Origin of the sequence: Mesorhizobium sp. M0563, from assembly GCF_040321065.1 — a bacterium.
GTDB lineage: Bacteria > Pseudomonadota > Alphaproteobacteria > Rhizobiales > Rhizobiaceae > Mesorhizobium.
The window spans coordinates 119,141-141,390 of record NZ_JAMYQV010000012.1 but is presented as its reverse complement, the minus strand read 5'-3'; the positions used below and the strand labels follow the sequence as shown (position 1 = coordinate 141,390).

18 protein-coding genes, 1 other RNA gene and 1 pseudogene are annotated in these 22,250 nt (G+C 63.0%); 6 read left to right on the top strand and 14 right to left on the bottom strand.

All coding sequences use genetic code 11. The features are described from left to right. Nucleotides 1–14: 14 nt before the first annotated feature. Genes NKI50_RS17250 through mraZ form a run of 6 tightly spaced genes read right to left on the bottom strand, consistent with a single transcriptional unit; the run spans nucleotide 15 to nucleotide 6,564 of the window. The gene (locus NKI50_RS17250) at nucleotides 15–1,448 is read right to left on the bottom strand and encodes a UDP-N-acetylmuramoylalanyl-D-glutamyl-2,6-diaminopimelate--D-alanyl-D-alanine ligase (RefSeq protein ID WP_023721205.1); all 1,434 of its coding nucleotides are present in this window, start codon (nucleotides 1,446–1,448) and stop codon (nucleotides 15–17) included. Further along, the gene (locus tag NKI50_RS17245; RefSeq protein WP_023721206.1) at nucleotides 1,445–2,899 is read right to left on the bottom strand and encodes a UDP-N-acetylmuramoyl-L-alanyl-D-glutamate--2,6-diaminopimelate ligase; all 1,455 of its coding nucleotides are present in this window, start codon (nucleotides 2,897–2,899) and stop codon (nucleotides 1,445–1,447) included. The genes NKI50_RS17250 and NKI50_RS17245 overlap by 4 nt, the downstream gene beginning before the upstream one ends. Nucleotides 2,900–2,953: 54 nt before the next feature. Further along, entirely contained in the window at nucleotides 2,954–4,681 is a 1,728-nt protein-coding gene (locus NKI50_RS17240; protein ID WP_352481539.1) for a peptidoglycan D,D-transpeptidase FtsI family protein, read from the bottom strand. Nucleotides 4,682–4,695: 14 nt separating this feature from the next. Continuing rightward, a complete protein-coding gene (ftsL, locus tag NKI50_RS17235; RefSeq protein WP_023676771.1) occupies nucleotides 4,696–5,073 on the bottom strand; it encodes a cell division protein FtsL in 378 nt (125 codons plus the stop codon). 4 nt (nucleotides 5,074–5,077) lie between these two features. Further along, a complete protein-coding gene (gene rsmH / locus NKI50_RS17230) occupies nucleotides 5,078–6,109 on the bottom strand; it encodes a 16S rRNA (cytosine(1402)-N(4))-methyltransferase RsmH (RefSeq protein WP_023721208.1) in 1,032 nt (343 codons plus the stop codon). Continuing rightward, nucleotides 6,106–6,564, bottom strand: a complete 459-nt coding sequence (mraZ, locus tag NKI50_RS17225; protein WP_352481541.1) for a division/cell wall cluster transcriptional repressor MraZ — start codon at nucleotides 6,562–6,564, stop codon at nucleotides 6,106–6,108. Before mraZ ends, rsmH begins: the two co-directional genes overlap by 4 nt. A gap of 406 nt (nucleotides 6,565–6,970) precedes the next feature. Between mraZ and NKI50_RS17220 the strand changes: the two genes are divergently transcribed. Next, on the top strand, nucleotides 6,971–8,086 hold the full coding sequence (locus tag NKI50_RS17220; RefSeq protein WP_023721210.1) for a cystathionine gamma-lyase: 1,116 nt from the start codon (nucleotides 6,971–6,973) through the stop codon (nucleotides 8,084–8,086). Nucleotides 8,087–8,095: 9 nt separating this feature from the next. Here NKI50_RS17220 and NKI50_RS17215 read toward each other — a convergent pair. The 7 genes and pseudogenes from NKI50_RS17215 to NKI50_RS17185 form a co-directional block, all read right to left on the bottom strand. Further along, nucleotides 8,096–8,385, bottom strand: a pseudogene (locus NKI50_RS17215) (type II toxin-antitoxin system RelE/ParE family toxin). Continuing rightward, complete coding sequence (locus NKI50_RS17210) at nucleotides 8,382–8,666, bottom strand: type II toxin-antitoxin system ParD family antitoxin (protein ID WP_352639786.1); 285 nt, start codon at nucleotides 8,664–8,666, stop codon at nucleotides 8,382–8,384. Before NKI50_RS17210 ends, NKI50_RS17215 begins: the two are co-directional and overlap by 4 nt. 151 nt (nucleotides 8,667–8,817) lie before the next feature. Then, an RNA gene (gene rnpB, locus NKI50_RS17205) (RNase P RNA component class A) lies at nucleotides 8,818–9,216 on the bottom strand. Between the two features lie 59 nt (nucleotides 9,217–9,275). Continuing rightward, on the bottom strand, nucleotides 9,276–10,025 hold the full coding sequence (locus tag NKI50_RS17200) for a lytic transglycosylase domain-containing protein (RefSeq protein ID WP_352717179.1): 750 nt from the start codon (nucleotides 10,023–10,025) through the stop codon (nucleotides 9,276–9,278). A gap of 183 nt (nucleotides 10,026–10,208) precedes the next feature. Further along, on the bottom strand, nucleotides 10,209–10,976 hold the full coding sequence (locus tag NKI50_RS17195) for an N-acetylmuramoyl-L-alanine amidase (RefSeq protein ID WP_352547018.1): 768 nt from the start codon (nucleotides 10,974–10,976) through the stop codon (nucleotides 10,209–10,211). Then, nucleotides 10,973–11,692 carry a J domain-containing protein gene (locus NKI50_RS17190; protein ID WP_023721214.1) on the bottom strand — a complete coding sequence of 240 codons (720 nt, stop codon included), beginning with the start codon at nucleotides 11,690–11,692 and terminating at the stop codon, nucleotides 10,973–10,975. Before NKI50_RS17190 ends, NKI50_RS17195 begins: the two co-directional genes overlap by 4 nt. Before the next feature lie 281 nt (nucleotides 11,693–11,973). Next, a complete protein-coding gene (locus tag NKI50_RS17185) occupies nucleotides 11,974–12,180 on the bottom strand; it encodes a hypothetical protein (RefSeq protein WP_023721215.1) in 207 nt (68 codons plus the stop codon). Nucleotides 12,181–12,352: 172 nt separating this feature from the next. Between NKI50_RS17185 and NKI50_RS17180 the strand changes: the two genes are divergently transcribed. From NKI50_RS17180 to NKI50_RS17170, 3 genes are read left to right on the top strand one after another with little or no spacing between them, the layout of a single operon-like run. Beyond that, nucleotides 12,353–16,219 (top strand): hydantoinase B/oxoprolinase family protein, encoded by a 3,867-nt coding sequence (locus NKI50_RS17180; protein ID WP_352717177.1) that lies wholly within the window; start codon nucleotides 12,353–12,355, stop codon nucleotides 16,217–16,219. A gap of 31 nt (nucleotides 16,220–16,250) precedes the next feature. Beyond that, nucleotides 16,251–17,549: a BtaA family protein gene (locus tag NKI50_RS17175; RefSeq protein WP_031194591.1), complete on the top strand. Its 1,299-nt coding sequence runs from the start codon at nucleotides 16,251–16,253 to the stop codon at nucleotides 17,547–17,549. Continuing rightward, the gene (locus NKI50_RS17170) at nucleotides 17,546–18,211 is read left to right on the top strand and encodes a class I SAM-dependent methyltransferase (RefSeq protein ID WP_352717174.1); all 666 of its coding nucleotides are present in this window, start codon (nucleotides 17,546–17,548) and stop codon (nucleotides 18,209–18,211) included. Before NKI50_RS17175 ends, NKI50_RS17170 begins: the two co-directional genes overlap by 4 nt. 209 nt (nucleotides 18,212–18,420) lie before the next feature. Here NKI50_RS17170 and NKI50_RS17165 read toward each other — a convergent pair whose 3' ends face one another. Continuing rightward, nucleotides 18,421–19,800: a serine hydrolase domain-containing protein gene (locus NKI50_RS17165; RefSeq protein WP_352481549.1), complete on the bottom strand. Its 1,380-nt coding sequence runs from the start codon at nucleotides 19,798–19,800 to the stop codon at nucleotides 18,421–18,423. 318 nt (nucleotides 19,801–20,118) lie between these two features. Here NKI50_RS17165 and NKI50_RS17160 point away from each other — a divergent pair, with 318 nt between their 5' ends. Together NKI50_RS17160 and NKI50_RS17155 are read left to right on the top strand one after the other, a co-directional pair. Beyond that, complete coding sequence (locus NKI50_RS17160; protein ID WP_352481550.1) at nucleotides 20,119–20,916, top strand: glycoside hydrolase family 25 protein; 798 nt, start codon at nucleotides 20,119–20,121, stop codon at nucleotides 20,914–20,916. Nucleotides 20,917–20,996: 80 nt separating this feature from the next. Then, on the top strand, nucleotides 20,997–22,169 hold the full coding sequence (locus NKI50_RS17155; RefSeq protein WP_352481551.1) for a lytic murein transglycosylase: 1,173 nt from the start codon (nucleotides 20,997–20,999) through the stop codon (nucleotides 22,167–22,169). The last annotated feature ends 81 nt before the right edge of the window (nucleotides 22,170–22,250 follow it).

Genomic DNA, 22,250 nt, shown 5'->3' with positions numbered 1-22,250 from the left:
CCCCCGGACCGATCCTAGGTCTGTCTGCTGGTTGTGGCTTCCGCCGGAAACTTGCCGAGCAACGCCTCGACCAGCTTTGAAAAGCCTATGCCCTTCGACGATTTGATCATGACCACGTCGCCGGGCTTCAATTCCGACAGAAGCACCGGTTTCAGATCTTCCGCGCCGGCGCGGTATTCCGTCTTGATCTCGCCCGGCAGCACGTCGGCCAGCGCCCGCATTTCCGGGCCGCCGAGGAAAACCGTGCGCGTATCGGTGCCGACGATCAGGTCGGCAAGCGCGGCATGCAATTTCGCCGAATGGCTGCCGAGCTCGAGCATGTCGCCAAGCACGGCAATGCGCCTGCCCTCGCCCGACACCGGTGTGGTGTTGAGCAGTGCCATTGCAGCGGTCATCGACGCCGGATTGGCGTTGTAGCTCTCGTCGATCAGTGTGATCGGCCCCTTGGGATGGCGCAACACATAGCGTTTGCCGCGTCCGCGTTCGGGCGAAAGATCGGCCAGCGCCTGCGCAACCCTGGTGACGTCGGCGCCGACCAGATGCGCGGCACCCAGCACGGCCAGCACATTCTGCACCATATGGCGGCCCGGCGCGCCGATCCTGGCGACAATCTCGTGTCCGCCAATCTTGGCGGCTATCACGGAGTGATCGGCATTGAGCTCGCATTTGATCAGTTTGAAGGTCGCCCGTGCATTCTCGCCGAACCCGTAGACATGCTCGACGCCCGCTTCTTTCGCCATCTTCTCCAGCAGCTTCCAGCGCTGGTCGTCGCGGTTGAGAAGGGCGGCGCCACCGGGCTCCAGTCCCTCGAAAACCTCTGCCTTGGCCTTGGCGATCTCGTCCAGGTTGCGGAAGAAGCCGAGATGAGCGGCCGCGATCAGCGTAATGATGGCGACATGCGGCCGGACCATTTTGACGAGGGGCCGGATCTCGTCCGGATGGTTCATGCCGATCTCGAAGACGGCATAGTCGCAATCCTGCGGCATGCGCGCCAGTGTCAGCGGCACGCCCCAGTGATTGTTGAACGACTGAGCCGATGCATGCACCGTACCGACCGCGGACAGAGCGTGGCGCAGTGCTTCCTTGGTGGTGGTTTTGCCCGCCGAACCGGTCACGGCAATCACCCTCGCCTTCGAGCGTGCGCGCGCCGCAACGCCGAGCTTTTCCAGCGCGACGAGCACGTCCTCCACGACGATCATCGGTGCCGTCAGCCGCCCCAGCGACGGCAGCTTGCCCTCGGCGACGACAAGCACGCCGGCGCCCGCCTTGATGGCGGCGGTGACGAAATCATGGCCGTCCATCACCTCGCCCTTGATGGCGAAGAAGGCGTCTCCCGGCTGCAGGCTGCGGCTGTCGATGGAAATGCCGGCGATGCCTTCAGGCATCGGACCGAGCGGCCGGCCATCCATGGCGGCAACCAGCGCCTCGGAGGTCCACAGATAGCTCACGCCGCTTGCTCCCTGAGCGCCGAGCGAACTTCCTCATGATCGGAAAAATGCAGCGTCTCGGTGCCGATGGTCTGGCCTTCCTCATGGCCCTTGCCGGCCACGATCAGCGTGTCGCCAGCGTGAAGCATCCCGACTGCCTCGTGGATGGCCTTGCGCCGGTCGCCGATCTCGATGGCGCCAGGTGCGGCCTCCAGGATCGCGGCGCGGATCGTCTCGGGAACTTCCGAGCGGGGATTGTCGTCGGTGACGATGACGACATCGGCCAGCCTTGTGGCGATCTCGCCCATGATCGGCCGCTTGCCCCGGTCACGGTCGCCGCCGCAACCGAATACGACGATGACGCGGCCGGTGGTAAAGGGACGCACCGAAGCCAGCACGTTTTCCAGCGCGTCCGGCTTGTGCGCGTAGTCGACATAGACCGGTGCGCCATTGGCGGCCGTCCCAACGAGGTCGAGCCGCCCCGGCGCACCCTTCAATTTCTCTAGCGCCATCAACGCCTTGGCAACAGATGTTCCAGTCGAAATGGCGAGGCCCGCCGACACCAGCGCATTGGCGATCTGGAAGTCGCCCGCCAACGGCAGGTCGACTTCATGGAGAACGCCGTCAACTTCGACCTCGGCGCGTTGGCGGTGGCGCTCGTGCTCGACCCGCTTCAGCCGCAGGAAATCGCCGTGGCGGCCGACCGTCAGCACGTTCAGTCCCGCTGCCCGCGCCGCCTTGATTGTCGGCTCCGACCACGGGTCGTCGGCAAAGATGACGGCCGGCGCGCCCTTCGGCAGCAGCGCATCGAACAGACGCAATTTGGCGCGATGATAGTCCTCGACCGTCGGATGATAGTCCATATGGTCGCGGCCGAGATTGGTGAAGCCGCCGGCCGCGAGCCTGACGCCATCGAGCCGGCGCTGGTCGAGGCCATGGCTGGACGCTTCCATCGAGGCGTGGGTGACGCCGGCCTCCGCCAACTCCTTGAGCAGCCTGTGCAGTGCCACCGGATCCGGCGTGGTCAGCGAGCCATATTCATTGCGGCCCGGCGCCACCACGCCGGTCGTGCCGATCGAAGCGGCGACCAAACCCGCCTGCTCCCATATCTGTCGGGTGAATGCGGCGACGGAGGTCTTGCCGCTGGTGCCGGTCACCGCGACCATGGTTTGCGGTTGCTTGCCGAAAATACGGGCAGCACTCAGCGCCAGCGCAAGGCGCGGATCGTCTACGACAAGAACCGGAACTGGCAGCCCGGCGACCGCACTGCCCTTGCCGACAACAATCGCGGCAGCGCCGCGGCTCGCGGCATCGGCGGCATAGGCTGCGCCATCCGCCTTGGAGCCGGTGAGCGCGAAAAAGACAACACCCGGTGTTACCTGGCGGGAGTCCGACGAAATCCCTGTAACCTCCATGTCGAAGGAAGCTGTCCCCTCGACAGGCAGGATACCGGCTAGATTTTTCAGCTTCATCGAACCCCGTTCATCGCAACAAAATAGCGCGCAGTTGCCGGCGCGCCCCAAGAATCACTGATAGGAAACCAGCGTTGCACCATTTTCATGGCTGAAATCTGGCTTCACGCCAAGCATGGAAGCCGCACGTCGGATGATGTTTGCAGCCATGATGCCCGCATTCGAGGCAGCCGTGGCACCCATGCCGGGCTTTTCCGGCTTCGGTTCGTCGGCGATCGTAAGCACTATGTATTGCGGATCGTCCATTGGGAAAGCCGCAACGAAAGCGTTGAAATTCTTTTCCTTCGAGTAGCGGCCGTTGACGACCTTCTCCGCCGTTCCCGTCTTGCCGCCCACCCGGTATCCTGGCACCCGGGCATTGCGGCCGGATCCCTTTTCGGCATTGAGGGCATAGAGATAGCGCATGCCCTCGACGGTCTTGTCGCTGACCACTTTCTTGGCCACCGCCATCGCCTGCTCCTGGGTGCGCGGCAGGAAGGTCGGGTCCATCAGATAGCCGCCATTCATCAGCGCGGCGCAGCCGACCGCCGTCTGCAGCGGGGTCGTCGACACGCCGTGGCCGAAGGCGATGGTAATCGAATTGACCTGCTTCCAGACCTTGGGCTCGGTCGGCCGGGCGACTTCCGGCAGTTCGGTCTGCATCTTCTCGAGGATTCCCAGGCGATGCAGGAATTCGCGGTGTCCGTCAATGCCAACCGCTTCGGCTTCCTTGGCAGAGCCGATATTGGATGAGTAGATGAACACTTCCGGCACCGACAGCACCCGGCCCTTGCCATGGAAATCATGGATGGTCTGATGGCCGATCCTGATCGGGCGCGATGCGTCGAAGCGGCTTTGCAGCGTTATCTTGCCGGAATCGAGCGCCATGGCGGTGGTGAAGCTCTTGAAGGTCGACCCCATTTCGTACAGGCCGGCGGACATACGGTTGAGCCGGTCCTTGTCCTGCGCGTTATAGGGGTTGTTCGGATCGAAATCTGGAACCGACGCCATCGCCAGCACCTCACCGGTCTTGACGTTGAGCACGACGGCACCCGCCGCGATCGCATGGTACTTTTCCATGCCGGTGGCGACCTCGTCACGTACGATATGCTGGACGCGCAGATCGATCGAGAGCTGGACCGGCTTCAAATCCTTGGCCACCGCCAGGCCCGACGCCTGAAGATCGCTCAAGCCCTGTTCGTCGATGTATTTCTCCATGCCGGAGATGCCCTGATTGTCGATGTTGGTGAGGCCGACAATGTAGGACGAGGTTTCGCCGGCCGGATAGAACCGGCGCTTTTCGGTGCGGAAGCCGAAGCCGGGGATGCCGAGCTGCATGATATCGGCCTGCTGCTTCGGCGTCAGTTGCCGCTGCAGCCAGACGAAGCCGGCGCCGCTCTTCAGCTTGTTGTATGTCTGCTCGTAGTCGATCTCGGGAAGCACCGTCGACAGCTTTTCGATCGCCTCGTCGGCATCGACGATGCGGCGCGGTTCGGCAAACAGCGACGCCGTCTTGATGTCGGTCGCCAGCACTTCGCCGTTACGGTCGACGATGTCGGGCCGCGATGCCGTCACCCGGCTCTGCGGCCCGCCCGACAGGTCGGGGTTCTGGAAACCCAGATAGACCAGCCGCCCGGCAATGGTCGAATAGATACCGAAGAACACCGCCATCGTCATGACAATGCGGGTCCTGCCCTTGCCACCGGTTGCCTTGCGGGCACCTTCGACCACGATCGATCCGCCCGCGCCGGGCTTCGAACCGCGCTTCAGCAGCCTGCCAACCTGTGGAAATCTGGCGGCCATTGGAAATCCGGTGATCATTGGACGATGCCTCCGGTCACCACCGGATCCTTGCCGCCAATATCAGCCATGCCGCCCAGCCGCTGCGATGAAAGGTCCTCGATGTTGACGGGTTTGGCCGGCAGATCGTCCAGCCCGACGATCTGGCGCGCATTGACCGGCTCGAGTCCGAGTTGCGATTTGTAGATTTCGGTGAGCTTCTGCAGGCGCGACGGCTGGGTAAGCAGGCTCCAGTCCGCCTTGAGCAGGTCGATCGTGTCCTCTTCATAACGGATCTGCGCCTGGATCTTGTGCACTGCCGCCAGTTGCTCCTCGGCCTCGCGCTTGGTCTTGTAGGTCAAGGCAGCCGCCGAAACCATGACGGCGATCAGGACTATGTCGCTGGTACGAAACACGTGTTCACCTCTCTCCCGGTCGATCGGCACCGGGAAGCTTTGGGCCAGGCAGTTTTGGCAGGCCGAAAATCGAAAAATCACCAGCGCGCGCCGGCGCCTCTGTACGGATCGCAGCGCGCAGCCTTGCCGAGCGCGCCCGCGGATTGGCCGAAATCTCGGCATCGCCAGGCGTCACGCCGCTGCCCTTCTTGGTGAAGGTGGCGGTGCGCGCCTGCGCCTCGGGCAGGTGCCGCGATCCGGTCGCTGAATCAGCTCTGTCGGCGATAAAGCGCTTGACCATGCGGTCCTCCAACGAATGGAAGGTCACCACGGCAAGCCGCCCGCCCGGTTTCAGCACGCGCTCGGCGGCAAACAGCGCCTTTGCCAGCTCGCCGAGCTCGTCGTTGACGAAGATGCGCAGCGCCTGGAAAACCCGGGTGGCTGGATGGATCTTGTCTTTCGGCGCGCGGCCGATATGCGTCTCGATGGCATCGGCAAGGTCGAGCGTGCGCTCAAAGGGGCGTTTTTCGCGACGGCTCTCGATCATACGGGCGATGCGCCCAGCATGGCGTTCTTCGCCGAGAAAACCGAAGATGCGGGCAAGATCGCCCACCTTGAAAGTGTTGACGACGTCGGCGGCGCTCAGGCCCGCCTGCGCCATGCGCATGTCGAGCGGTCCATCGGCGCGGAATGAAAAGCCGCGCTCCGGCTGGTCGATCTGCATGGAGGAGATGCCGATGTCGAGCACGACGCCATCGGCACTTTCAACCTGCTCGTCGAGCGTTGAGAACGGTGCCTGGACAAGCCTGAGCCTGCCGCCGGACTGCTGTTCAAGGGTCCGCCCCGCCGCGATCGCATCCGGATCGCGGTCGATGGCGACGACCGAGGCTCCGCTTGCCAGAATGGCCTTCGTGTAGCCGCCAGCACCGAACGTGCCGTCGACGAGCACCTCGCCTTTTGTCGGCGCCAGCGCCTCCAGAACTTCGGCAAGGAGGACCGGAATGTGACGGGCTGGTCCGCCAACGGCATGAACTTCATCGCCGTCGCCCGCCATCATTCCGGCCGCTCCCCGGGCTTCGTCCCCTGCCGAAGCTGCAAAAGCCGGGCGCGAGCTTCCGTCCCATAGGCGCTGAGCCGTCCCGGCTCCCAGATCTGAAAGAAATTGCCGCGGCCAACGAAGGCCACTTCCGCTGAAATGCCGGTATGCTCGCGAATGAAATCGCTCATCGTGATACGGCCGTCCTGGTCGAGCTTCAGAAACGTTCCATCGCCATGGCAGAAGAACGACATGTCGTCCGCCGCCTGCAGGAACGGGTCTTCCTGCGCGATGCGCTGCTCGTAGCGATCGAGCAGGTCGAGCCCACCGACATCCATCGCCGGGCGATCCAGGCAGCGTAGCGCATAAAGTTCCGAATAGCCGCGTTTCTGCACAACGGCACGGAAATGCGCCGGCACGGACACCCGTCCCTTCGCATCGATCCTGTTCACCGCGTTCGACAGAAACCGGTCCATTACGCCTTACGGCCGCTTGCGCCGCCGCACCCCTCTGCATCTTCCTGTCCGCGCCGCCCCGGCCCGGTCGCCGTCCAAAACCCACTTCATTATGACGGGCGAACGCAGGCAAACGCGCAGCCGCCGCGGCTGCCCGATTGGCGTACGCTTCACCCTGACACGGAACGAAGGCTTGAGTATCGGAATGGGATATCATGGGGTGTTATGGGCGTCAACGGGAACAGTCTTCAAAACGCGCCTGCCACGACTGGGGAGAGCAGCTTTGACGGCACTCCGGTCTTTATCCTCCATTAAGCCTAACGAAGGGTTTAGAGCCGTGTGGTCCAACCGGACGCGGCTTGCTGCGGATCGTTGCCGCGCATAGCCTCGGCATCTCCTTTTCCGGTCAGTAACGAGGTTTGAAGCCATGTCTGAAACAGCCAAGTCGCGCGCCGCGGCACTTCCTCATCTGCGTCGCGCCGGGCTGGCCAAGGGCGACCCAATTCCCTTGCCCTTGACCATGGCCGCCATTTTCCACGCGCCGGGTGACGCCACCGGCTACGATCAATATGGCCGCTTCAGCAATCCGACCTGGGATGCAGTCGAGCACATGCTGGCGCATCTGGAAGACGCCCCATGCGTCGCCTTTCCCTCGGGAATGGCTGCCATCTCGGCGGTGTTTTTCGGCCTGCTCAAAGCCGGCGACCGTATCCTGCTGCCGTCCGACGGCTACCATACGACGAGAGCGCTGGCAGACCGTTTCCTGAAGTCCTTCGGCGTCGCGTACGATGTCCGGCCGACATCGAGCTTCCTCGACGGCGGCTTTGACGGATACCGGCTTGCCTTCGTCGAAACGCCCGCCAATCCAGGACTGGACATATGCGACATCGCAGCCGTCGCCGAAGCCGTGCACAAAGCGGGTGCGATGCTTGTGGTCGACAACACGACGATGACGCCTTTCGGCCAGCGCCCGCTCGATCTCGGCGCCGATATCGTCATTGCTGCCGACACCAAGGCGCCGAACGGCCATTCCGATGTGCTGTTCGGCCATGTCGCCAGCCGCAACGCAGATATTATCTCGAGGGTGACCGACTGGCGCGAGACGTCGGGCGCCATCCCCGGGCCATTCGAGGCATGGCTGGTACATCGCGGCCTCGAAACGCTGGACGTGCGCTTCGACCGCATGTGCGCTTCCGCCGAAATGATAGCGCGACGGCTGAAAGACCATCGCGCAATCAGCGGCTTGCGCTTTCCGGGACTGGAGAGCGACCCATCACACAATCTTGCCCGCGCCCAGATGGAGCGCTTCGGATTTCTCATCTCGTTCGTGCTCGCCTCGGAGGACAAGGCCGAGGATTTCATCAACAACTGCGCGTTGATGCAGGCAGCGACATCGTTCGGCGGCGTACACACTTCGGCCGAACGGCGATCAAAAAGGGGAGATGCCGTTCCGCCCGGCTTCGTTCGCTTGTCGATCGGCTGCGAGCCGGTGGAAGAGCTTTGGCAGGCGATCGAGGCGTCGCTAGACCGCATCGGCACCTGAGCAGCGCGACTACGAATTCAGATCGCCGGCGTCGATCTTGCGCCGGCCGTGGAGAACGCGAACGATTTCGATCGCCTCTTCGCGGACACGATACAAAGTGAGGTATTCGCCGATCAGGTGACGGATGCCGGGCGCAATGTCTTCGCGCGGTGCACCTGAGAAGGGATGCAGGGTCAGCAAATCCACCGCCTTTGCAAGAGATCCACGAGGCGAACCGCCGCATTTGGATTCTGTTCGGCAATGTAGTCGACGATGGCTTCGAGGTCGATCAATGCCTGAGGAAGCAGGCGATATTTCACTCCTCAAGGTCTTTGGCCTCGGCCATTTTTAGATATTTGGCGCGCAGCCGTTCCATGATTGGCGGCCCGTCCAGCGCCGGTCCGCTGTCGATCCCCTCCTGCGCCATCTTGCGCAATTCCTCGACCGTGTAGCCGAGCAGGTCGCGCCTGTCCTTCCATTGTCTCAGTGCGTCGCGGATCACCTCGCTCGCCGAGGCATATTCGCCGGCGGCGACCACGTCGTCGACTGCCGCGGCCAACTCCGGCGACAGCGTGATGCTGCGTTTATCGACCTGTCCCATGACGCGCTCCTGAATATCGTCATCAACTGGTACGATTTAATCGCACCATTTTCAAGGAATGTCGCGCTCGATTGCGGGTCGAAAAGTGAATCAACGGCTGCGCCCGAAGACGTAACCTGCTGATATCAGGAGATTTCCTTTTATCGGGGAAACTGCCAGCTGGCCTGTAAGCCGGGTTCTGTATGGCCCTCGCCCCTTACGGGGCGAGAACGTGGCGGCCATTCATCTTGGGCGCATGTTGCCATGCGCCTCACGCAACCTACCCGGACGGTGAGCCGGAAACAGCCCTCGAGGGTTTCCCCTCGCACCGCCCCTATTCGGTCTTGCTCCCGGTGGGGTTTACCGTGCCGCTCCTGTTGCCAGTCGCGCGGTGGGCTCTTACCCCACCCTTTCACCCTTGCCACGATTAGATCGTGGCGGTTTGCTTTCTGTGGCACTTTCCCTGGGGTCGCCCCCGCCGGCCATTAACCGGCACCGTGTCTCCATGGAGCCCGGACTTTCCTCACCCGCAGCCTTTCGGCTTCGCGGGTGCGGCCGCCCGGCCAGCTGGCAAGGCGTATAAAGGGGTTCAGGCCCAAAAACGCAAACGAAAAAGCAAGTTATCGCTTGTCAGGCGGGCGCTCCAAGTGCTGCCAGTTGCACCTTGACCTTGCCGCAATAGGCTGCGGACACCGGGTTCATCCGTGTGGCGCCGTGGCCGGCATTGTATTTCAGGATCGTGCCGCAGGTCGTGCCGCCGCCGAGATCTTGCGCCATGGCAAGGTACTTCATGCCGTATTTGATGTTGGTATCGGGATCGTAGAGACCCTGAACCGAACCGCTATAGCCCATCATTCTTGCCGTCGCCGGCTTGATCTGCATCAGGCCGATCTCGCCGGCGCTGCCGACCTGGTTCGGCTGGTAGTTGCTCTCGATCTTGATGACGGCATTGGCGAGCGATACCGGCACGCCGTAGCTGGCGGCATATCGCGCAATGATCGCCGAATACTGTCCGCTGCCGCCGACAACCGCCGCCTGGGGCGCTGGCCTGCTCTTCGGAGCGACTGACGCCGTTGCCATGTGGTCGATACGTTTGCGGTTACGCTTCACATGCTGTTTGGCGATTGTCTTTCTCGCAGCGGTTGGCCTTTTCGCGGAGACTGGCTTTTTCGTCCTTACCGCGGCCGCTTTTTCCACTTTTGCGGTGGTGGTCTTCTCTATTTTTGTACCACGGGTGGCTTTCGGCATGGCGGTTTTGCCGGCTGCGGCACTGAAGCCTTGATCGGCCCGCTGGCTCAGCGGCGCGCTGTTCGCCGCGCTGAAGGCAAAAGTCATTACGCCGGCAGCAATGGCTGCCGTTAAAGCGGTCAATTTCTGCATGTGATCCTGTTCTGTTTGATCTGCACAAAGAACTTCGCGCAGATACCCTCAATCAACATCGGAACATCTGGGGATAGAGATCCGACAATCTGTACGGATCGCCTTTGACGACGGAATTGGCGCCAAAGAAGGCGGCGCAAGTCACTTTAGGTAACAGATTGTAACTTTTAATCTGGGAAAAGATTATTTGAGAGAGGCTATCCTTGCGGAAGCGAGCAGCCTTTCCAGCGTGCGGATCGTCGATCCGTCAGCCATGCCATCGACCAGGCGCTGCCGGAAATGCCGCTGAAATGCCTCGACCACGATTTCGGTCTGCCGGTCGAAAGCGCCGGTGATCTCGACGCCATAACCATAGAGCGACAGCATCGACTGCAGCGCCTCGACCTCGGCGCCGGTATCATCTGGCTTCAGTACGGCGCCGCGCCGGATCGGTGCTGCCGGCACAACATGGCCGACACCGGCGGCAAACAAGACTTTCCATGGAAATTTCTCGCCCGGATCGACCTTGCGCCCCGGTGCCACGTCGGAATGGGCGAGCACCCGCTGCGCCAGAATGGAATGGCGCTCGACAATGCCGACGCACAGGCCGATCACCGCGTCGATCTGCGGTTTTGGAAAATTGCGATAGCCCAGAGTATGCCCCGGATTGACGATCTCGATGCCGATCGAACAGGAGTTGATGTCGCTCTGTCCGAACCACGAGCTCTTGCCGGCATGCCAGGCGCGATCGCTTTCCCTTACCATCTGAACAATGCGGCCGTCCTCATGGACCAGATAGTGCGACGAGACCTCGCTTGCCGGATCGCACAACCATGCCTCGGCGCCGGCGCCGGTCGCCATGCCGGTGTAGTGCAGCACGATCATATCGGGTCTAAGCGTGCCGCGCCGCGGTCCGAAATTCGGCGATACCCTAACCTCGGCGCTCGGCTCGTCGGGCGGAAAGCCGCTCATGCGTGCCGCAGGCCTCGCTCGATCATCTCATAGGCCGCGTTGATCGCCGCCAGCCTGGTCGTCGCGATCTTGATGAATTCCTGCGGCAGGCCGCGTGCGATCAGCCGGTCCGGATGATTGTCGGAGACCAACTTGCGGTAGCGCCTGCGGACCTCCTCGAACGGCTTCCCACGCTCGATGCCGAGCACAACATAAGGATCGGCGGCGCCCAGATCGACATGCCGCGCCAGGATGCTCTGGTAGTGCGCCTCATCGATGCGGAAGATCTCGGCGATGCGATGCAGGAATTGGCGCTCGCGCTCATGCACCAGCCCGTCGGCCTTGGCGATGTGGAACAGCCCGTCGAGTATGTCCTCCAGCATCAGGCAATTCGAATGGCCCGAACCGCAAAGCTGCGCCATCCGCTCGGCATAGGTTTCGAAACCGGCAATGTCGCGTTTGGCCAAATCGTAGAGCCGCGCCACATTGCGCCTCTGTTCCTTCGGCACCTCGAATATTTCCTGGAAGGCGCGCACCTCGTCTTGGGTGACGATGCCGTCTGCCTTGGCCATCTTGGCCGACAGCGCGATCATCGCCACCGAGAAGGCGACGCGCCGGCGCAGATCGGCATCGCCGGAGAAAACCGTGCGCACGGCTTCGACCACTTCGGCGACGCCTGACGACGCTGAAGATGAAACGCGTGTGACGAAGTCGCCGAGGCGGTCCCAAATCGACATGAGGGTTTCATAGGGCCAACCGCCCATCGCTATCAAGCCAAGACAGTGCCGCAGGGGCTGGCCCAATCGATTTGGCGGAATGCCTGAGGCGGCTGGCGCTAGCGCTCACCCATGGAAAATCCGCAGACGGCAGCCTCGGCGCGCAAACGGCGAGCCTAGCGATTGGCGCCTTGGGTCGTCGTTTCGGCGCCAGCGTCGGCGCACTCGGCCGCAAGGCGCGGGTATCGTAAGCAGCAGAAAGGCCGGCGTGTGAGGCCGGCCTCTCTTGGTTGTCACATCAATTACTGCGCAGGGGCAGCCGGCGCAGGAGCGGGGGCCGGGGCCGGCTCGGCCGGTTTGTTAGCGTCAGGAGCAGCCGGCTTCATCGTCTGGTCGGATGCCGGCGGGTTAGTGCTCTGCGTCGTAGTGTTGTCGGTGCCGCTATCGCTGCAGGCTGCAACGCCAAGCAAGGCAAGCGCCGAGACCGACGCAAGAATGAGTTTCTTCATGATATCTCTCCTCTAATCACGCCACCGTTACCGGCGACGATCGAGAACACAATGCATCAGGTCATGATGAGTTTCGTAACGTTGCGTTTCCGCGTGTAACATCAAGCGCTTGGCCGTACAAAGCGTTGAGCACTAACAGGATGCGTAAAGTGAAAATGCCGGAGGCGCTGCCATGACCGCAAGATGGGATTTCTGGATCGACCGCGGCGGTACCTTCACCGACATCATCGGCCGGGACCCGGAAGGCGGGCTGCATCCCAGGAAACTCCTTTCGGAAAATCCCGAAGCCTATGCCGACGCTGCCGTCCAGGGCATTCGCGAACTGCTCGGCGTCCAGCCCGGCGCCCCAATCCCCTCCGCTCTGATCGGCGACGTCAAAATGGGCACCACGGTCGCCACCAATGCGCTTCTCGAGCGCAAGGGCGACCGCGTGCTGCTGCTCATCACCAAGGGCTTCCGCGATGCGCTGAGGATTGCCTATCAGGCCAGGCCCGATATCTTTGCCAAGCAGATCATCCTTCCCGAACAGCTCTACGAGCACGTCATCGAGATAGACGAACGCGTGCGCGCCGACGGTCGTGTCGAACGCCTGCTCGACATCGCCTCCGTGCGTCCTGCCATCGAACAGGCCAAGGCTGACGGTATCGATGCGGTCGCGGTCGTCTTCATGCATGCCTGGAAACATCCCGATCACGAAAAGGCGGTCGCCAAAGTCTGTCGAAAACTCGGATTCTCGCAGGTCTCGGTCAGCCACGAGGTCTCGCCGCTGATCAAGCTGGTCGGCCGCGGCGACACCACGGTGGTCGACGCGTATCTGTCGCCGATCCTGGCAAGGTATGTGCAAAGCGTTGCGGCGGAACTGGGTGCCGCGCCAATCTCCCCCCTTGTGGGGGAGATGTCGGCGAAGCCGACAGAGGGGGGCGCTGTCCCGCCAACATCTCAGTCTGTCACGCCCCCCTCTGCCCTGCCGGGCATCTCCCCCACAACGGGGGAGATTGGCCAATCCCCCCGCCTTATGTTCATGATGTCGTCGGGCGGCCTCACCGCCGCCGACATGTTCCAGGGCAAGGATGCGCTGTTGTCCGGCCCGGCCGGCGGCGTCGTCGGCATGGTCGAGACGGCAAAACTCGCCGGTTTCGGCAAAGTCATCGGCTTCGACATGGGCGGCACCTCCACCGATGTCGCCCACTATGATGGCGACTACGAGCGCGCCTTCGACACCGAGGTCGCCGGCGTGCGCATCCGCGCGCCGATGATGCGCATCCACACCGTCGCCGCCGGCGGCGGCTCGATCCTGCACTATGAGGCCGGCCGCTTTCGCGCCGGGCCGGATTCGGCCGGCGCCAATCCCGGCCCGGCCGCCTACCGGCGCGGCGGTCCGCTTGCGGTCACCGACGCCAATGTCATGCTGGGAAAGCTGCAGCCCGACTTCTTTCCGGCCATTTTTGGGCCGGGCCAGGACGAACCGCTCGACGTGCGGACAGTTCGCGAGACGTTCACCGCACTTGCCGCCGAAATCGGCGACGGCCGCTCGCCGGAAGCCGTTGCCGAAGGGTTCGTCACCATCGCCGTCGAAAACATGGCCAATGCCATCAAGAAGATTTCGGTGCAGCGCGGCTACGACGTCACCGAATACCTGCTGAATTGTTTCGGCGGCGCCGGCGGCCAGCACGCTTGCCTCGTCGCCGATGCGCTCGGCATGGAGGCTGTGCTGATCCATCCCTTTTCCGGCCTGCTCTCGGCATACGGCATCGGCCTGTCCTCGGTGTTTGCGTCACGCCAGCAGGCGCTGCTGAAGCCGCTGGCGGACGATTCCGGGCCGGCGATCAACGAGCTCATCGCAACGCTGCGCAAAGCCGTCATCGACGAACTCGCCGCGCAAGGCATCACCGAAGACGCGGTCGCCTCGAAGCCGGTGCTGCAGATCCGCTATGACGGCACCGATACCGCGCTGCCTGTGAACTTTGGGCACGGCTCGATTGCGCAGGCCAAGGCGGACTTCGAACTGGCGCACAAGGCGCAGTTCGGCTTCGTCTATGACGACAAGCCGATGATCGTCGAATCGGTCGGCGTCGAAGGTACCGATACCGGCAGCACCGGCCGCGACGAAAGCGATTCAGTTCTTGAACACAAGGCCGCAAGTCCTTCCGGGACACGGAAAATTTTCGTCGACGGCATCTGGCGCGACGCCGGCATCTTCCCTCGCGAAACGCTGAAGCCCGGTAACAAGATCGCCGGCCCCGCTTTGATCATCGAGCCGAACCAGACCATCGTCGTCGAGCTCGGCTGGCAGGCCGAGATCACCGCCAAGGACCATGTACTGATGCGCCGCATCGAGAAGAAGCACCGGCAGGCCGCACTCGGCACCGAAGCCGATCCGGTGATGCTGGAGGTCTTCAACAATCTGTTCATGTCGATCGCCGAGCAGATGGGCGTAACGCTGCAGAACACCGCCTATTCGGTCAATATCAAGGAGCGGCTCGACTTCTCCTGTGCCGTTTTCGACCGGAATGGCGCGCTGGTCGCCAACGCGCCGCATATGCCGGTGCATCTCGGCTCGATGGACCGCTCGGTGGAGACCATCATCCGGCTCAATTCCGGCGACATTCACCCCGGCGACGTCTTTGCCCTGAACGCCCCTTACAATGGCGGCACGCATCTGCCTGATATCACCGTGGTGACACCGGTGTTTTCCCTCCACCTCGAGGGGAGGGTGGCCGCGAAGCGGCCGGGGGGGGTCCTCTCAGAACGCACCACAAGTGCGTCGAGCACTGCCGCAACGACCCCCTCCGGCGGCTTCGCCGCCACCTCCCCCTCGAGGGGGGAGGAGATCCTCTTCTACGTCGCCTCGCGTGGCCACCATGCCGATATCGGCGGCACCGCGCCCGGCTCGATGACGCCGCTTGCCACAACCGTCGACGAGGAAGGCGTGCTGTTCGACAATTTCCGCATTGTCGATCGTGGCCGGTTCCGCGAAAAGGACGTGGAGACGCTGCTCACCGACCATCCCTACCCGGCACGCAATCCGCACCAGAACATCGCCGACCTCAAGGCGCAGATCGCCGCGAACGAGAAGGGCGTCGCCGAGCTGCGCAAGATGGTCGCGCATTTCGGCCTCGCTGTGGTCGAAGCCTATATGGGCCATGTCCAGGACAATGCCGCCGAAAGCGTGCGCCGTGTTCTGGAACGGCTGCCCGACAGTTCCGAATACGAATATCCGACCGACACCGGCCAAATGATCAAGGTGAAGATATCGATCGACCGGCAAAAGCGCGAAGCGACCGTCGACTTCACCGGCACGTCGCCGGTTATGAAGAACAATTTCAATGCGCCGGAGCCGGTCGCCCGTGCCGCGGTGCTTTATGCCTTCCGCGTCATGGTCGAAGACAACATCCCGATGAATGCCGGGTGCCTGCGGCCGATCAATATCATCATCCCCGACGGCTCGATGCTGAAACCCGCCTATCCCGCGGCAGTCGTCGCCGGTAATGTCGAGACCTCGCAGCACGTCACCAACGCGCTGTTCGGGGCGATGGGGGCGATGGCCAACGCGCAGGGCACGATGAACAATCTCACCTTCGGCAACAAGCAGTACCAGTATTACGAGACGATCTGCTCGGGCTCGCCGGCCGGCCGGATGAACGACGGCCGCGGTTTTGCCGGCACCTCCGGCGTCCACACCCATATGACCAATTCGCGCCTGACCGATCCGGAAGTGCTGGAACTGCGTTTCCCGGTATTGCTCGAAGATTTCCATATCCGCGAAGGTTCCGGCGGCAAAGGCAAATGGAATGCCGGCGACGGCACCAAGCGCACCATCCGCTTCCTCGAAAAAATGGAATGCGCGATCCTGTCCTCGCATCGCAACCGCCCGCCGCAAGGCCTGGACGGCGGCGGCGATGGCGAGGTTGGCTCGACCAAGATCCGCCGCAAGGATGGCCGCGTCGAGGTCCTGAAGGCCTGCGATCAGACCATCCTCGACGCCGGCGAGGCAGTCATCGTGACGACGCCGACGCCTGGTGGATTTGGCAAGGCCTGAACTCGCGTCAACAGGCTGTCACCGGCCTGTCATGACCCTGCGCTACCCGCTTGCGGCAAAGCAAACGGGGAATCGCCTTGCCATGACGGACATTTCTGGAGAACTGGTTTTTCGCCGCGGCAAGGAAGTTGGCAAAGCCGTCTACCAGAACCGCCCGCTGTCGAAAGCCGGCATCTCCGAGCGCTTGTTCGCCTTCCTGTTCTCCGGCCTTGTCTACCCGCAGATCTGGGAAGACCCCGAAATCGACATGGACGCGATGCAGCTCGGCAAGGGTCACCGCATCGTCACCATTGCCTCGGGCGGCTGCAACATCCTCGCCTATCTCACCCGGTCGCCGGAAAGGATCGATGCCGTCGACCTCAACACCGCCCACATCGCGCTGAACCGTATGAAGCTCGAAGCCGTCCGTCACCTGCCGTCGCAGGGCGACCTGTTCCGTTTCTTCGGCGCGGCTGAGACCGGGCACAATTCGCAGGCCTACGACCGCTTCATCGCACCGCATCTCGACCCGGTCAGCCGCCATTATTGGGAGCGCCGCAGCTGGCGCGGCCGTCGCCGCATCGCTGTCTTCGACCGCAATTTCTACCAGACCGGCCTGCTTGGCCTGTTCATCGCCATGGGCCATCGCACCGCAAAATTCTTCGGCGTCGACCCGGCCGACATCATGGACGCCAAGAGCATCGCCGATCAGCGCCGCTTCTTCGACGAAGAGCTGGCGCCGGTCTTCGAAAAACCGCTGCTGAAATGGGCGACTTCGCGAAAAGCTTCGCTGTTCGGCCTCGGCATTCCGCCGGCCCAGTACGATTCGCTGATCACCTCGGGTGACGGCACCATGGCCAGCGTGCTCAAGGCGCGGCTGGAAAAGCTCGCCTGCGATTTTCCGCTGAAGACCAACTATTTCGCCTGGCAGGCTTTTGCCCGCCGCTATCCCAATCCCGGCGAGGCCGCCCTGCCCGCCTATCTCGAAAAGCGCAACTACAAGACGATCCGCAACAATGTCGATCGCGTGGCAATCCACCATGCCAATCTGATCGAGTTCCTTGCCGGCAAGGATGCCGGTTCGGTCGACCGCTTCGTGCTGCTCGACGCACAGGACTGGATGACGGACGACCAGCTCAACGGGTTGTGGGCCGAGATCACCCGAACCGCCTCCACCGGCGCCCGCGTCATCTTCCGCACCGCAGCGGAACCCAGCCTGCTGCCCGGCCGCGTCTCGAATTCGCTGCTCGACCAGTGGCGCTACGAGAACGACGCCTCGCGCGAGTTTTCGGCGCGCGACCGCTCGGCGATCTATGGCGGCTTTCATCTCTACGTGAAGCAGGGCGCATGAGCACGACCGAGTTGCCGGCCAGCCATGCCGAGCTGATGGACGGCGTTTACCGCTGGCAGCGTCATATCTACGACCTGACCCGCAAATATTATTTGCTCGGTCGCGACCGGCTTATCGCCGGCCTGGATGTGCCGGCCGGCGGCACCGTGCTCGAGCTCGGCTGCGGCACCGGCAGCAACATCATCCTTGCCGCCCGCCGCTATCCCGGCGCGCGCTTCTTCGGCCTCGATATTTCGGCCGAGATGCTGGAGACGGCCACCGCCGCCCTTGCCCGCGAAGGCCTCTCCGGCCGCGTCACGCTGGCGCGCGGCGATGCCACGGATTTCGACGCAAAGGCGCTGTTCGGCGTCGAAAATTTCGACCGCGTCTTTGTCTCGTATTCGCTGTCGATGATCCCCGGCTGGGAGAAGACGGTATCCGCGGCTCTTGCTGCCCTGTCATCTGGCGGCTCGCTGCATATCGTCGATTTCGGCCAGCAGGAGGCCCTGCCCCGCTGGTTCCGCACGCTGCTGCGCGGCTGGCTGAAAAAATTCCATGTCGAGCCACGTCAATCGCTGCGCGCGGTTCTGGATTCGGAATCTGCAAGAACCGGTGCAAGCTTCCGTTTCCAAGCGCTTTATCGCGGCTATGCGTGGCTCGCTGTGATCGGCCTAGGTCGATAGCCAGGGTGTGTTGAGATTCAGGTCAGGCCGAGTCGAAAACGGTGGGCTCCGAGAACCGGCGCGGGGTGTACTTTTGGGTACGTGAGCACCGGCCTACGCCGGCCGTAGCCTTAACTGCCACGACCGCTCATGAGTGCTTTGGCCGGCGAAGGCCGGAAGCGCAGGAAACCGCCGTTTGCAGGCCGGTATCACCTGAATATCGATACAGCCTAATGCAGCGCCTTGACCAGCGCCGCCACCATTACCTGCGGCCGGTAGCCGAGCCTGGCCGGCGTCAGCCCGAGCCGCACCACAACCAGCTGCTCGGAGGGAATGATGGCGACCGTTTGCCCATCATGCCCCTCCATCCAGTAGGTGTCCTTGGGCAGGCCGGCGGCAATGCCGGCGCCGGGATTTTCCTCGTCGCCCGGCCCTTCGATCCATAATTGCCCCTTGCCGTAGACCTTCGAGGCAGTTGCCGGTTCCCGCATCCAGTCGACGAAGCCGGCGGGCAGGATCGCCTTGCCGTTCCAGACGCCACCCTGCAGCAGGAATTGGCCGAAGCGCGCCCAGTCGCGTGCCGTGGCATAGAGATAGGACGAGCCGACGAAGGTGCCGTGCTCGTCGGCCTCTAGCACCGCGCTCCGCATGCCGAGCGGATCGAACAGCGCGACCCTCGGCCACGCCAGCGCCTTGTCCTTGTCGCCGATCGCGTCCTGCCACAATCGGGACAGCATCACCGCCGTGCCGCTCGAATAGGAAAACACCTTGCCGACCTCGCCGGTCAGCGGCTTGGATCCGGCAAATGCTGCCATGTCCGGTTCGAGATAGAGCATGCGCGTCACATCGGCGACGTCGCCATAATCCTCGTTGAATTCCAGTCCGCTCGACATTGCCATCATGTCGGCGAGGCTGATCACGGCACGGCCATCTGCTTGCCAGGGTCGAAACAGGCCCTGGTTGGTGATCGCCAGCTTGCCGTCCTTCATCAGCGTGCCGACGATCGCCGCATTCACCGTCTTGGTCATTGACCAGCCCAGTAGCGGGGTCTTTTCGGAAAAGCCGTCGCCATAGCGCTCTGCGACGATGCGGCCGTTCTTGACCACCACCACCGCCCGCATGCCAGCACCGGTCAATGCCGGATCGTCGAGGATTGCCGTGACCTCGGGATCCTGCGAGGCATCGGCCTTGTCGCCCTCCGGCCAGATCGCATCGGGCAGCGGCGCCGGCGTCGGTGCAACTCCCGCGACAGCCTTGGCGGCGGCAATATCGCTGTCGGGAACCGAGGCGCAGCCGAGCCCGTCGCGGGCGACCGCGACACTCTTGCCGAGCCCGCCGAACAGGCCCGCCGAAACCGTTCCCTTCTCCTTGTCCACCGACACTCTCATCAGCTTCAGCAGCGGATGGCCCGGCGCCTGCACATCGACGGCGAGCACGTCGTCGGCGTCTCGCCCTGCGATGAAGACGTTCGAACAGACGATCTTGGCCGAATAGCCGGAACCGACGCGGATCAGTTCCGGCGGCGCGAAATACAGCCAGCCGGCGAGCATCGCAGCGGCCAGCACAGCCAGGCCCAGCAGCCATTTGACGAACTTCAGAAGGATCTGCATTTTTTTCGAATTCCCCCCGAGCGCGATCTATGTCATCGATTTGCCGCCATTGTTTCGGCAAAATCGCGGCTCTTGTCGAGCGCCGTCAACCGAATATCAACCATGATCGGCGATCACGAGGGACTGGGCGATTCTGTGGGGTGATCGTCCGGCTGGGCTTGCATGCATGTGTCCCAAACTGCGCAACGGTTTGGGAATGCATGAAACGAAGATCCAGGCGCTTCGCGTAAGTCAGTTTCAAACGCGTCGCGCCCGGTCGAGGGGCCACCCGCGGAAAGACCCATCAGCGGCCGGCTGAAACCGGCTCGGGAAGTAGCGATGCGCCGTTTCGCGGTCCTCATCACGCTGATGCTGCTTGGTGCCTGCTCGACGGTCGATGATCTGACGCCATCGCTGTCGTCGTCCAGCGCCCCGACGGTTGCGGTACGCGCGCCCCGTTTTGCCGATTCCGACCCGCATGAATGGGATAGCGGCGCACCGTGGAGCTACGCCGTCCACGGCACCGACGTCTCCAAATACCAGACATCGATCGACTGGCCGGCGGCCAGGGCCAGCGGCATCTCCTTTGCCTTTATCAAGGCTACCGAAGGCGGAGACCGGTTCGATGAAGCTTTCAACGAGCATTGGAGCCGCACGAAGGCCTCGGGTATCCCCCGTGCCGCCTATCATTTCTTCTACTTTTGCACGCCGGCCGCTACCCAGGCGCGCTGGTTCATCCAGAACGTGCCCAAAGACAGTTCGGCGATGCCGCCCGTTCTCGACATGGAATGGAACCCGAAATCGCCGACCTGCAAGCTGCGGCCAGATTCCGCCACGGTACGCAGCGAGATGAGCACATTCCTCAAAATCGTCGAAAAACACTACGGCAAGAAGCCGATCATCTACACGTCGGTCGACTTCTTCGAAGATAATGGTCTATCGGGTTTCCGGGGCTACCCCTACTGGCTGCGCTCCGTCGCCGGGCACCCGCGCCAGAAATACGGCAGCCATCCATTCACCTTCTGGCAGTATACCGGAACGGGCGTCGTGCCGGGCATGGCCGGAAACGCCGACATCAACGTCTTCAACGGCTCCGAAGCCGCCTGGAAGAAGTGGTTGCGGCAGAACACCCGTTGACACCAGGCCTGCCGCCTGCTTTTCGACACAGCCAATGACGAATACCCGCAACCGCTGGTAATCTTCTCGGAAGGATGGCGATGCGATCGCGCTTTGGAATTCTCGCGGCGCTGCTCCTGACCGCCGTGCCGGCCGCGGCACAGCAATGCGGCGGCGATTTCGAGGCATGGAAGCAGGGCGTGGCGGCGGAGGCCAGGGCGGCCGGCGTCGGCGCTGCCGGCCTTGATGCGCTGGAAAACGCCACCCTCGATGAGAAGGCGCTGGCACGCGACCGCGCCCAGGGCGTCTTCACCCAGACCTTCATCGAATTCTCGAACCGCATGATCTCGTCGCATCGACTGAAGCAAGGCGCGGCCAATCTGCAAAAATATGCCGAGATCTTTGCCCGCGCCGATCGCGAATTCGGCGTGCAGGCGCCGGTCATCGCTGCTTTCTGGGCCCTGGAAACCGATTTTGGCGCCGTGCAAGGCGATTTCCACACACTGAACGCACTGGTCAGCCTCTCGCATGACTGCCGCCGCCCGCAGTTGTTCCGGCCGCAGATCGTGCCGCTGCTGATGCTGATCGATCGCGGCGTGGTGCCGGCCGACGTGACCGGTGCCTGGGCCGGCGAGATCGGCCAGACGCAGATGTTGCCTTCCGACTATCTCGGCCACGGCGTGGACGGCGACGGCAATGGCCTGGTCGACCTGCGCGGCAGCGCGCCTGATGTGATCATGAGCACGGCCAGCAAGATCCAGTCGCGCGGCTGGAAGCGCGACCAGCCCTGGATCGAGGAAGTCCGTGTGCCCGACGATTTGCCGTGGGAGCAGACGGGACGCACCAACAAGCTGCCGTTGATGCAATGGACCCAGTGGGGCGTTACCAGGCCAGACGGCACGCCGCTTCTCGACAACGGCCTGAAGGCCGGCCTGGCGCTGCCCATGGGTCGCAAGGGGCCAGCCTTCCTGACCTACGACAATTTCGACGTCTATCTCGAGTGGAACCAATCCTTCACCTATGCCCTGACCGCGGCAAATCTTGCCGCCCGGCTGGGGGGCGCGCCGCGATTCGATCCGCGCAACCCGGAACCCGGCCTCAACGGCGACGAGATGAAGGCGCTGCAGACCAAGCTCGAGGCGAAAGGTTATGACGTCGGTACCGTCGACGGCATCCTAGGCACCAACACCCGCGAGGCGATCCGCAAGGAGCAGATGCGGCTGGGCCTGCCGGTCGACGGCTGGCCGACGCTCGAGCTGCTGGCGAGGCTGTGAGGGCGGTGAATGGTGAATGGTGAATGGTGAAAAGAATAGCACCCGAGCCGCACTGAACACCAGAGCTACTACTATTCACTA

Coding starts and splice junctions, on each gene's coding strand:
- NKI50_RS17200 (WP_352717179.1), bottom strand. CDS start 10,025: ATGCAGAAATTGACCGCTTTAACGGCAGCCATTGCTGCCGGCGTAATG.
- NKI50_RS17210 (WP_352639786.1), bottom strand. CDS start 8,666: ATGGGACAGGTCGATAAACGCAGCATCACGCTGTCGCCGGAGTTGGCC.
- NKI50_RS17160 (WP_352481550.1), top strand. CDS start 20,119: ATGCGCCGTTTCGCGGTCCTCATCACGCTGATGCTGCTTGGTGCCTGC.
- rsmH (WP_023721208.1), bottom strand. CDS start 6,109: ATGATGGCGGGCGACGGCGATGAAGTTCATGCCGTTGGCGGACCAGCC.
- NKI50_RS17155 (WP_352481551.1), top strand. CDS start 20,997: ATGCGATCGCGCTTTGGAATTCTCGCGGCGCTGCTCCTGACCGCCGTG.
- NKI50_RS17165 (WP_352481549.1), bottom strand. CDS start 19,800: ATGCAGATCCTTCTGAAGTTCGTCAAATGGCTGCTGGGCCTGGCTGTG.
- NKI50_RS17170 (WP_352717174.1), top strand. CDS start 17,546: ATGAGCACGACCGAGTTGCCGGCCAGCCATGCCGAGCTGATGGACGGC.
- NKI50_RS17240 (WP_352481539.1), bottom strand. CDS start 4,681: ATGGCCGCCAGATTTCCACAGGTTGGCAGGCTGCTGAAGCGCGGTTCG.
- NKI50_RS17190 (WP_023721214.1), bottom strand. CDS start 11,692: ATGTCGATTTGGGACCGCCTCGGCGACTTCGTCACACGCGTTTCATCT.
- NKI50_RS17195 (WP_352547018.1), bottom strand. CDS start 10,976: ATGAGCGGCTTTCCGCCCGACGAGCCGAGCGCCGAGGTTAGGGTATCG.
- NKI50_RS17185 (WP_023721215.1), bottom strand. CDS start 12,180: ATGAAGAAACTCATTCTTGCGTCGGTCTCGGCGCTTGCCTTGCTTGGC.
- NKI50_RS17245 (WP_023721206.1), bottom strand. CDS start 2,899: ATGAAGCTGAAAAATCTAGCCGGTATCCTGCCTGTCGAGGGGACAGCT.
- NKI50_RS17180 (WP_352717177.1), top strand. CDS start 12,353: ATGACCGCAAGATGGGATTTCTGGATCGACCGCGGCGGTACCTTCACC.
- NKI50_RS17175 (WP_031194591.1), top strand. CDS start 16,251: ATGACCCTGCGCTACCCGCTTGCGGCAAAGCAAACGGGGAATCGCCTT.
- NKI50_RS17220 (WP_023721210.1), top strand. CDS start 6,971: ATGTCTGAAACAGCCAAGTCGCGCGCCGCGGCACTTCCTCATCTGCGT.
- mraZ (WP_352481541.1), bottom strand. CDS start 6,564: ATGGACCGGTTTCTGTCGAACGCGGTGAACAGGATCGATGCGAAGGGA.